This is a genomic window from Allobosea sp. TWI1241 (assembly GCF_039673065.1).
GTDB lineage: Bacteria > Pseudomonadota > Alphaproteobacteria > Rhizobiales > Beijerinckiaceae > Allobosea.
The window spans coordinates 1-10,061 of the sequence record NZ_JBDJKW010000027.1; the positions used below are offsets into that span (position 1 = coordinate 1).

Annotated in this window: 8 protein-coding genes and 1 pseudogene; 4 read left to right on the plus strand and 5 right to left on the minus strand. The window is 72.4% G+C overall.

All coding sequences use genetic code 11. The annotated features are described in order from the left end of the window. The 3 genes and pseudogenes from ABE438_RS20185 to ABE438_RS20195 all read left to right on the plus strand — a co-directional run. Positions 1-186, plus strand: a pseudogene (locus ABE438_RS20185) (hypothetical protein); the annotation flags it as partial. A gap of 58 nt (positions 187-244) precedes the next feature. Continuing rightward, a complete protein-coding gene (locus tag ABE438_RS20190; protein ID WP_346504474.1) occupies positions 245-1,126 on the plus strand; it encodes a DMT family transporter in 882 nt (293 codons plus the stop codon). A 6-nt stretch (positions 1,127-1,132) separates the two neighbouring features. Continuing rightward, positions 1,133-2,257 (plus strand): CobW family GTP-binding protein, encoded by a 1,125-nt coding sequence (locus tag ABE438_RS20195; protein ID WP_346504475.1) that lies wholly within the window; start codon positions 1,133-1,135, stop codon positions 2,255-2,257. A gap of 6 nt (positions 2,258-2,263) precedes the next feature. Here the strand turns inward: ABE438_RS20195 and ABE438_RS20200 are convergent, their stop codons facing one another. The 3 genes from ABE438_RS20200 to ABE438_RS20210 all read right to left on the minus strand — a co-directional run bounded on the left by ABE438_RS20200 (position 2,264) and on the right by ABE438_RS20210 (position 5,720). Then, positions 2,264-3,880, minus strand: a complete 1,617-nt coding sequence (locus tag ABE438_RS20200; protein ID WP_346504476.1) for an AMP-binding protein — start codon at positions 3,878-3,880, stop codon at positions 2,264-2,266. Positions 3,881-3,966: 86 nt separating this feature from the next. Next, on the minus strand, positions 3,967-5,022 hold the full coding sequence (locus ABE438_RS20205) for an ABC transporter substrate-binding protein (RefSeq protein ID WP_346504477.1): 1,056 nt from the start codon (positions 5,020-5,022) through the stop codon (positions 3,967-3,969). Between the two features lie 194 nt (positions 5,023-5,216). Continuing rightward, a complete protein-coding gene (locus tag ABE438_RS20210; RefSeq protein ID WP_346504478.1) occupies positions 5,217-5,720 on the minus strand; it encodes an Lrp/AsnC ligand binding domain-containing protein in 504 nt (167 codons plus the stop codon). Positions 5,721-5,799: 79 nt separating this feature from the next. Between ABE438_RS20210 and putA the strand changes: the two genes are divergently transcribed. Continuing rightward, positions 5,800-8,919: a bifunctional proline dehydrogenase/L-glutamate gamma-semialdehyde dehydrogenase PutA gene (gene putA / locus ABE438_RS20215; RefSeq protein ID WP_346504479.1), complete on the plus strand. Its 3,120-nt coding sequence runs from the start codon at positions 5,800-5,802 to the stop codon at positions 8,917-8,919. A gap of 53 nt (positions 8,920-8,972) precedes the next feature. On the opposite strand, the gene ABE438_RS20220 is transcribed toward putA, so the two are convergent. Together ABE438_RS20220 and ABE438_RS20225 are read right to left on the minus strand one after the other, a co-directional pair. After that, complete coding sequence (locus ABE438_RS20220) at positions 8,973-9,545, minus strand: hypothetical protein (protein ID WP_346504480.1); 573 nt, start codon at positions 9,543-9,545, stop codon at positions 8,973-8,975. Positions 9,546-9,657: 112 nt separating this feature from the next. After that, positions 9,658-9,921: a hypothetical protein gene (locus tag ABE438_RS20225; RefSeq protein ID WP_346504481.1), complete on the minus strand. Its 264-nt coding sequence runs from the start codon at positions 9,919-9,921 to the stop codon at positions 9,658-9,660. Positions 9,922-10,061: the final 140 nt, after the last annotated feature.

A 10,061-nucleotide genomic window follows, 5' to 3' on the forward strand; every position in this document is an offset into this window, starting at 1 on the left:
GTCCAGCCCGGCGCGGCCGCCCCCGCCAGCCTGCGCCCCGGCGCCGCCGCCGGCATCCGCGCCACCCGTCCCAAGCCGGCCGGGCAGAAGGCTGCGCCCACGCGCGCCAAGCCGAGCCAGGCCCTCGCCAAGCCGCCGGCGCGCCCGGCCAAGCTCGCCCGCCCGGCCCGCAAGCCGGACGCCTGATCGGCGCGGCGGCGGGGGGATGAGCGTTCCGGACAGGCGAGGCGCCGGCCGGACGGGAATGGCGCTGGCGCTCGTGTCGGCCGCCGCCCTCGGCGCCAACATCGTCAGCGCCCAGATCGCGGGGCGGGCCGGCATCAGCGGCCCGCTCATGGTGTTCTACCGCGTCTTCGTCATGCTGGCGCTGGTCGGCCTGGCGGCGCTGGCCTGGCGCACCTCGCTCGCGCTGCCGCGAAAGCGCTGGGGCACGCTCGTCGTCTTCGCGGTCAGCACCGCGCTGGTCGGCTGCTGCTACCTCTCCTCGGTCGCCTTCCTGCCGGTCACGGTGGCCGCCGTGGTGTTCTACACCTTCCCGGTGCTGATCGTGCTGGCCGAGCCGCTGCTGACCCCGGCGCGCTTCTCGGCCGACCGGCTGGCGGTGGCGCTGATCGGCTTCCTCGGCGTCGCCATGGTGGTGGGGCCCGACCTGCACGGGCTCGATCCGGTCGGCCTCGCGCTCGCCTTCGCCGCCAGCCTCGCCGCCGCGACGCAGTTCTTCTCGGGCGCGGCGCTCGGCGACACGCCGATCCTGCCGAAACTGTTCTGGTCGCATCTGCTGATCCTGCCGGTGACGCTGGCGATCCTCTCGGTCACCGGCGGGATGCTGCCGCCCGGTGCGCTGCTGCTGGCGCCGCTGGCGGTGGCGGTGACGATCGGCGGCTATGTGCTCGGCTTCGCCTTCCAGGTGATGGCGCTCGCCCGCCTCGCGCCGGGTCCGGCGGGGCTCGCCTTCTGCGCCGAGCCGGTCTTCGCGGTGGCGATCGCCGCGCTCGTGCTGGGCGAGCGCATCGGCGGGCTGCAATATGGCGGCGGGCTGATGGTGATTGCGGCCATCGTGACAAATGTAATACTAGAACAAAAGCGACGCCCCGCCCCCGCCGTCGCCGCCGCACCCGGAAGCTGATCCACCATGTCCGAGCCCCGCCTGCCGCCCGAGCCGATCCCGCTCACGCTGCTCACGGGCTTCCTCGGTGCCGGCAAGACCACGCTGCTGAACCGGCTGCTGCGCGATCCGGCGCTGGCGGGCAGCATCGTGCTGGTCAACGAGTTCGGCGAGATCGGGCTCGACCATCTCTTCATCGAGGGCGGCGATGACGGGCTGATCCTGCTCGCCTCGGGCTGCCTGTGCTGCACCATCCGCGACGACCTGATCGTCACGCTGGAGGACCTGCTGCGCCGGCTCGACAATGGCCGCATCGCGCCCTTCTCGCGGCTGGTGATCGAGACCACCGGCCTCGCCGATCCGGCGCCGATCCTCAACCTGCTGATCAACCACCGCTATCTCGCCATGCGCTTCCGCCTCGACGGGGTGGTGACCGTGGTCGACGCGGTCAACGGCATGGCGACGCTCGACGCCCATCCCGAGGCGCTGCGCCAGGTCGTCGCCGCCGACCGGATCGTGCTCGGCAAGACCGATCTCGTGGACGACCAGGCCGGACTCGCGGCCCTGCGCCGGCGCCTGTCGGAACTCGCCCCCGGCGTCGCCCTGCTGCCGCCCGACGCGCCGGCCGCCGCGCTGGTCGGCGCCGGCCTCTACGATCTCGCGGCGCGGCCCGAGGCGCTGGCCGGCTGGCTCGCGGCCGAGACGGTCGCCGGCCACCACCACGATCATCATCACCACGACCACGGGCACTCCCACGACCACGGCCATCACGGCCACGACCATGGGAACGGGCACGATCATGCGCACGCCCATCATCACCACGACGTCAACCGCCACGACGCCGTGATCCGCGCCTTCGTGCTCACCGCCGACGCGCCCGTGCGGCAGGCGACCTTCGACCTGTTCTGGACGCTGCTGCGCTCGACGCACGGGCCGAAGCTGCTGCGGTTGAAGGGGCTGGTCGCGGTCGCCGAGCATCCCGACCGGCCGCTGCTCGTCCACGCCGTCCAGCAGATCCTGCACCCGCCACTCACCCTGGAACGCTGGCCGGATGCCGACCGGCGCTCGCGGCTGGTGCTGATCGTGCGCGATCTCGACGAGGCGGTGGTCGCAGGCCTCTGGCGCGCCTTTCTCGGCCAACCCGGCGCCTGAGCCGGCTCAGGCCTCTTCGCGCAGCAGGCGGCGGATGATCTTGCCGGTCGTCGTCATCGGCAGGGTCTCGCGGAAGGCGATCTCGCGCGGATACTCATGCGCCGCCAGCCGCTGGCGCACGAAGCCCTGGATGTCGGCGACGAGCTCGCGGCTCTCGGCGAAGCCCGGCCGCGGCACGATGAAGGCCTTGACGATCTCGGTGCGCAGCGTGTCCGGCTTGCCGATCACCGCCGCCAGCGCCACAGCCGGATGACGCAGCAGGCAGTCCTCGATCTCGCCGGGTCCGATCCGATAGCCCGAGGAGGTGATGACGTCGTCGTCGCGCCCGACGAAGCGGACATAGCCCTCGGCGTCGCAGGCGCCCTGGTCGCCGGTCGTCATCCAGTCGCCGACGAACTTGGCCTGCGTCGCCTCCGGCCTGCCCCAATAGCCGAGGAACATCACCGGGTCGGGCCTGCGCACCGCGATCTGCCCCTCCTCCTCCGGCTCGCAGGGGCTGCCATCGGGCCGGATCACCGCGACCTCATGGCCCGGCACCGGCTTGCCGATGAAGCCCGGCTTGACCACGCCGATCGCGGCGCAGGAGGCCAGCACCAGATTGCATTCGGTCTGGCCGTAGAACTCGTTGATGGTCAGCCCCAGCGCCTCGCGGCCCCAGGCCAGCGTCTCGGCGCCGAGCGACTCGCCGCCCGAGGCCAGCGTGCGCAGGCGCAGGTCGAAGCGGGCGCGCGGGTTCGGCACCGCCCGCAGCATGCGCAGCGCCGTCGGCGGCACGAAGCTGTTGCGCACGCCGAGATCGGCGATCAGGCGCAGCGCCTCCTCGGGATCGAATTTCGGCACCGGGCGCGCCAGCACCGCGACGCCGTGATGCAGGCAGGGCAGGAGCCCGTTCAGCAGCCCGCCGGCCCAGGCCCAGTCGGCCGGCGTCCAGAGCAGGTCGCCCGGCTGCGGCAGGAATTCGTGCGGCAGCTCGACGCCCGGCAGGTGCCCGGGCACGACGCGGTGGCCGTGCAGCGCCCCCTTGGCGTTGCCGGTGGTGCCGGAGGTGTAGATCATCAGCGCCGGATCGTCGGCCAGCGTATCGACCGGGGTGAAGTGCTCGCTCTCACCCTCGACCATACGGTCGAGCCCCTCGACCGTCCCGTCCGGCCCATCCGTCGAGATCACCAGCGAAAGTTCGGGCAGCGCCTCCTCGATCTGCGCCAGCTTGGCAAGCCCGGCCGCATCGGTGATCAGCACGGAGGTGCCGCTGTCACGCAGGCGGTAGGACAGCGCATCGGCGCCGAACAGCGCCGCCAGCGGCACCGCGATCGCAGCCAGCTTGTAGATCGCCATATGCGCCACCGCCACGGCCGAGCCCTGCGGCAGCATGATCGCGACGCGCGTGCCCGTCCCGACGCCGCGCCGCGCCAGCGCATGGGCCAGCCGGTTGGAGCGGGCCCGCAGCGCGCCATAGTCGACGGTGCGCACGCGCCAGTCCTGCGACACCTCGATGATCGCCGGCCGCGCCGGCTCGACCGCCGCCCAGCGGTCGCAGCAGTCGACGCCGATATTGTAGTGCGCGGGGATCTGCCAGCGAAAGGCGGCGCGCAGGCGCGCGTGGTCGCGAATGTCGGGAAGCATGCGGCAGGCCCTCGTTCTGAGGGCCGGGACGATAGGCGAAGCCGCCGCGCGCTGTCACCCCGCCGGGCGCGGCACGCGGTGTCGCGTCAGAACAGGCGTTCGGCCTCCGCCGGGAGATAGCCGGCGGCGAAGGCCTCGGCCGCCTTCGCACGGTCCTTCAGCGGCGCCGCATCGGCGATCTGGTCGAGCATGCCCTGCCAGCGCACCGTGTCGATGCCGCCGAGCCCGTTGGCCTTGACCCAGGGCGTCAGCAGGTTGCGGGCGATCACCATCTGCAGGCGCTCGGCCTCCAGTTCGGGCTTCGCCGCGGTGTTGCGGCTCAGCACCGCCTGCAGCGCCTCGGTCGGCGCGGCCACCGCATCCCGGATGCCGCGCGTCAGCGCCCGCAGCAGCGCCTTGACCGCCTCCGGGTTCGCGGCGAGCAGCTTGGGCGAGACCATCACCGCATTGCCATAGGCGAGCAGCCCGTGATCCGCCATTTCGAGCAGCACGATGTCGTCGGCCGGCACGCCGCGGGCCTTCAGCGTCAGATAGGCCGAATGCGCATAGCCGAAGGCGGCGTCGACCTCGCCGGAGGCCAGCATCGGCTCGCGCACCGGGAAGCCGATATTGAGGAATTTGATCTTGGCCTCGTCGATCCGGTTCAGCGTCCGGAAGGCCGGCCATTGCGCGAAGGCGCCGTCGGCGGCGGGCGCGCCGAGGATCTTGCCCTCGAGGCTGCGCGGATTCTCGGTGATGCCGCGGCTACGCCGCCCGACGATGGCGAAGGGCGCGCGGTCATAGACCATCATCACCGCCCGCGGCGCGCTCGCGGGGTTGTCGTCGCGGGCACGGATCAGCGTGGTGACGTCGCCGAAACCGGCATCGAAGCCGCCGGTGGCGACGCGCGCCACCGTCTCGCGCGAGCCGGTGCCCTGCTCGATCGTGACGTCCAGCCCTTCGGCGGCGAAATAGCCCTTGTCGAGCGCGGAGAGGAACAGCGCGGCCGGGCCCTCGAAGCGCCAGTCCAGGGTGAAGCGCAGCGCCGTCCGGTCCGCGGCGCGCAGCGGCGTCGTCCCGGCCAGCAAGGCCGCGCCGGCCAGAGCGCGCCCGAAACCGCGCCGGGACAGCGGCACGGACAACGGGGACGCGGCGACGGTCATGGCACTCTCCGGAAGGTGGCGCGGCGCGATCGCCGGCGCACGAATATCGCCGCGGTCCGATCCGCCCCGACGACATCCGACAACAAGGATGCAGGGGCCGCAAGGTCAACCCCGAAACCGGCGAGATCAGGGCGAGATCGCGGAAAAGACTGAGTATTTCGCCGCGCGTGTCCGCAAGGACTCAGTCGCAGCCGTCACAGCGGCAGGGCGCCGTCGGTCTTGACCTCTTCCATCACCGCATAGGTGCGCGTCTCGCGCACTGCCGGCAGGGCGAGCAGCACCTCGCCGAGGAAGCGGCGATAGGCGTTCATGTCGGCGACACGCGTCTTGACCAGATAGTCGAAGCCGCCCGCCACCATATGGCATTCCAGCACCTCGGGCGCGCGCTTCACCGCCGTGGCGAAGCGCTCGAAGGCGTCGGGCGTCGTCTTGTCGAGATAGACCTCGACGAAGACCAGCAGGTTGAGCCCGAGCTTCACCGGATCGACGGTGGCGCGGTAGCCGGTGATGTAGCCCTCGCGCGTCAGCCGCTTCAGCCGCTCGCCCGTCGCGGTTGGCGACAGGCCGACCTTTTCGGCCAGTTCCACCCCGGCCGCGCGGCCATCCGCCTGCAGCAAAGCGAGCAGGCGGCGATCGGTCCTGTCCAGCACGGGATATTTCTCCGACGGTAGCCACTTATGCCGAGATAGATGCGGCATCATCGCGCAAATCGCCGTTGATATCCAGCATGATCGGCCCGATCTTCTCAGATAATCCCGCCTCCCTTGGAGCCCAACGATGGCCGCCCCCCTTTCGCGACCTGCCGACCCCGCCGCGCCGATCTTCCGCCCGCCCTATGCCGAGGACGACGCGGCCATCGCCGCGCGCCTGCTGCCGGCCGGACGGCGCGACCCCGCCGCCAAGGCGCGCATTGACGCGCGCGCCGCCGGGCTGATCGAGGCGATCCGCACCCGCAAGGTCGGGCTCGGCGGCATCGAGGAGCTGCTCCGCGAATACTCGCTCTCCACCAAGGAGGGCCTGGCGCTGATGGTGCTCGCCGAGGCGCTGCTGCGCGTGCCCGATTCCGCCACTGCCGATCGGCTGATCGAGGACAAGCTCGGCCAGGGCGATTTCGCCCATCACGAAGCCAAGTCCGACGCCTTCCTGATCTCCGCCTCCTCCTGGGCGCTCGGCGTCACCGCCCGCATCATCCAGCCGGGCGAGACCCCGACCGGCATTATCGGCAACCTCTCCAAGCGCCTCGGACTGCCGGCGGTGCGCACCGCGACGCGCCAGGCCATGCGCGTCATGGGCAATCATTTCGTGCTCGGCCAGACCATCGAGGAGGCGCTGAAGCGCGCCCGCTCCGGCACCGGCAAGCTCTATCGCTACTCCTTCGACATGCTCGGCGAAGGCGCCCGCACCCAGGCCGACGCCAGGCGCTATTTCGACAGCTACGCCCAGGCGATCGACGCAATCGGCCGCTCGGCCGGCAAGGACCCGCTGCCGAACCGTCCCGGCATCTCGGTCAAGCTCTCGGCGCTGCATCCGCGCTACGACGCCACCAATCGCGAGCGCGTGCTGGCCGAGCTGACCCCGCTGGTGGTCCAGCTCGCCCGCCAGGCCAAGGGCTACGACCTCAACTTCACCGTCGACGCCGAGGAGGCCGACCGGCTGGAGCTCTCGCTCGACGTGATCGAGGCCGTGCTCGCCGACGCCTCGCTCGCCGGCTGGGACGGGTTCGGCCTCGCCATCCAGGCCTATCAGAAGCGTGCCTCGGCGGTAATCGCCCATATCGGCGCGCTCGCCGAGCATTACGGCCGGCGCATGATGGTGCGCCTGGTCAAGGGTGCCTATTGGGACACCGAGCTGAAGCGGGCCCAGGAGCGCGGCCTCGCCGACTATCCGGTCTTCACCCGCAAGGCGATGACCGACCTGAACTACGAGGCCTGCGCCAGGCAGCTTCTGGCGCTGCGCCCGCGCATCATCCCGCAATTCGCCACCCATAACGCGCTGACCGTCGCCACCGTCGCCGAGCTCGCCAGGGAAGGCACCGGCGCCTACGAGTTCCAGCGCCTGCACGGCATGGGCGAGGCGCTCTACGAGAAGCTGCTGCAGGACGGCGAGGGCTTCGCCTGCCGGACCTATGCGCCGGTCGGCGGCCATCAGGATCTGCTCGCCTATCTCGTGCGCCGCCTGCTCGAGAACGGCGCCAACTCCTCTTTCGTCTCGGTCTCGGGCGATCCCGACGTGCCCGTCGCCGAGCTGCTGGTGCCGCCGGCCGATCTCGTCGGCTCGCCCGGCGCCGCCCGCCATCGCCGCATCCCGCTGCCGGCCGAGATGTTCGGCCCGTCGCGCCGCAACTCCGCCGGGGTCGAGCTCGGCGACGCCGCCAGCCTCGAGGCCCTGCTCGGCGAGATCGCGGCCGCTGCGGCCAAGCCCGCGCCGGAAGCCGCCCCGCTGATCGACGGCAAGCCCGCCGGCGGCGCCTCGCGCCCCGTGCTCTCTCCGATCGACGGCCGGCCGGTCGGCCGTGTGGTCGAGGCCGACGCCGAGACCGCCGCCGCCGCGATGCGCGCCGCCAGAGCCGGCTTCCCGGCCTGGAACGCCACGCCCGCCCGCATCCGCGCCGCGGCGCTGCGCAAGGCCGCCGACATCATGGAGGCGCGCCGCGGCCAGCTCATCGCCCTGCTGCAGGCCGAGGCCGGCAAGACGCTCGACGACGCCATCGCCGAACTGCGCGAGGCGGTCGACTTCCTGCGCTACTACGCCGCCGAGGCCGAGGCGAAGTTCGCCCTGCCGAGCGTGCTGCCCGGCCCGACCGGCGAGGAGAACCGCCTGATCCTGCGCGGCCGCGGCCCCTTCGTCTGCATCGCGCCCTGGAACTTCCCGCTGGCGATCTTCGCCGGCCAGGTCGCGGCCGCCCTCGTCGCCGGCAACAGCGTCGTCGCCAAGCCCGCCCCGCAGACCCCGCTGATCGCCGCGGTTGCGGTGGCGATCCTGCACGAGGCCGGCGTGGCGCCCGGCGCGCTGCACCTCGTTCCCGGCGACGGCAAGGCGGGCGCGGCGCTGGTCGCGCATGAGGCGGTCGCCGGCGTCGCCTTCACCGGCTCGACCGCCACCGCCCGCGCCATCAACCGCGCCCTCGCCGCCAAGGACGGGCCGATCGTCCCGCTGATCGCCGAGACCGGCGGCCTCAACGCCATGATCGTCGATGCCACGGCGCTGGCCGAGCAGGTCTCGGACGACGTGGTGATGTCGGCCTTCCGCTCCGCCGGCCAGCGCTGCTCGGCGCTGCGCCTGCTGGTGGTGCAGGAGGACGTCGCCGACAAGATGATCGAGATGATCGAGGGCGCGGCGCAGGCGCTGACGCTCGGCGATCCGCGCCGGCCCGAGACCCATGTCGGCCCGGTGATCGACGAGGCGGCGCGCCAGCGGCTGGAGGGCCATGTCGCGGCGATGCGCGCCCAGGGCCGCATCCTCTATGCCGGCCAGACGCCCGATCTCGGCGGCACCTTCGTCGCGCCGCACATCATCCGGCTGGACAGGATCGGCGACCTGACCGCCGAGCATTTCGGCCCGCTGCTGCACGTGGTGCGCTGGAAGGCCGGCGAGCTCGACGCGGTTCTGGAGGCGATCGAGGCCTCGGGCTACGGCCTGACCTTCGGCCTGCACTCGCGCATCGAGACGACGGTGGAACGGGTCACGCAGACGCTCTCCACCGGCAACATCTATGTCAACCGCAACATCATCGGCGCGGTGGTCGGCGTGCAGCCCTTCGGCGGCCACGGGCTTTCCGGCACCGGGCCGAAGGCGGGCGGGCCGAACTATCTCGCCCGCTTCGCCACCGAGCAGACGGTGACGATCAACACGGCGGCCGCCGGCGGCAACGCCTCGCTGATCGCCATGGGGGAGTGATCCCCGTTACGCGATGACAAACGCCGGCCCGCGAGGGCCGGCGTCGCATTATCTCACCAACGTTGGCCGCGGGCGGGCCGTAGCGGCCGGCAGCCGCGCCGGTCGCAGGTGCTCTCCCAGAGCCGCCCGCTGTCGATCTCGACGCAGCGGCTGGCATTGCAGTCGAAGCGCTGGTCGTCATAGCCGCGGCGGCGGCCCGGGCCGCGATCGTCCCAGTCGCGGTCCCGCCGATCCCAGCCACGCTCGCGCCGGTCCCAGCCGCGATCACCCCGATCGCCGCGATCCCAGCCCGGCCCGCTGCCGTCATAGCCCGGCGGGGGCGGCGGCGGCCGGCGCGGACCTTCGGCATAGCCGGGCAGCGGCTGGGGGTTGAAGCCCGGCGGCATGCCGAGCCGACCGACCGGGCCGCTGCTCGGACGGCAGCCGCGCGCATCGCAGGTCGACTGCGTGTAGACGCCGGTGCGCGGATCGATGCAGCTCTGCGGCGTGCATTGCATCTGCACCTGCACGATGCCGGAGGGCGCGGCCGGCAGCGCGGGCACCCCGGCCGGCACGCCGGCGGGGAAGGCGGCTGCGGCGGTGACCCAGCCGGTCAGGCAGCAGGCGGCGAGAACGAGGCGTCGCATGACAGGAACTCCTTTGCCGCGCATGCTGCACCGGCGACCCTGAACAATCGCTGAGCGGCCGCGCGGTTCCGCGTTCAGCCTGCGCCGCGCCGCCTCGACGATGTCCCGTCCCCTACTCCGCCGCGCGCGCCGCCGCCTGCTTCAGCCGCGCCAGCGCCTCCTCGGCGCCGGCCTTCACCACCGGATCGGCGACATTGCCGTCCAGCGTCACGCGCTCGGCCAGAGCCGCGACGCTGATCGTGGCGCCGCTGGCGGCGAGCTTGAGCACGGCGTTGGCGAGCACGTTCGGCCAATAGGCCGCGCCGCCCTTGGCCAGCCCCTTGGCCTTGCGGCCTTCGAATTCGCGGGCGAGCTGTTCGGGGGTCTTGCGGGCCATGGCAGAGGTCTTCCGGGGAATCGGGATGGGGCGGCCAGCATAGCATTGCGCGGCCGGGCGCGCCCTGCCCGCGGCCGGCCTTGCGGCCCGCGCCGCGGGCCGCCTGTCACTGCGCCGCCCGTCACCGCGCCGCCTGCCGC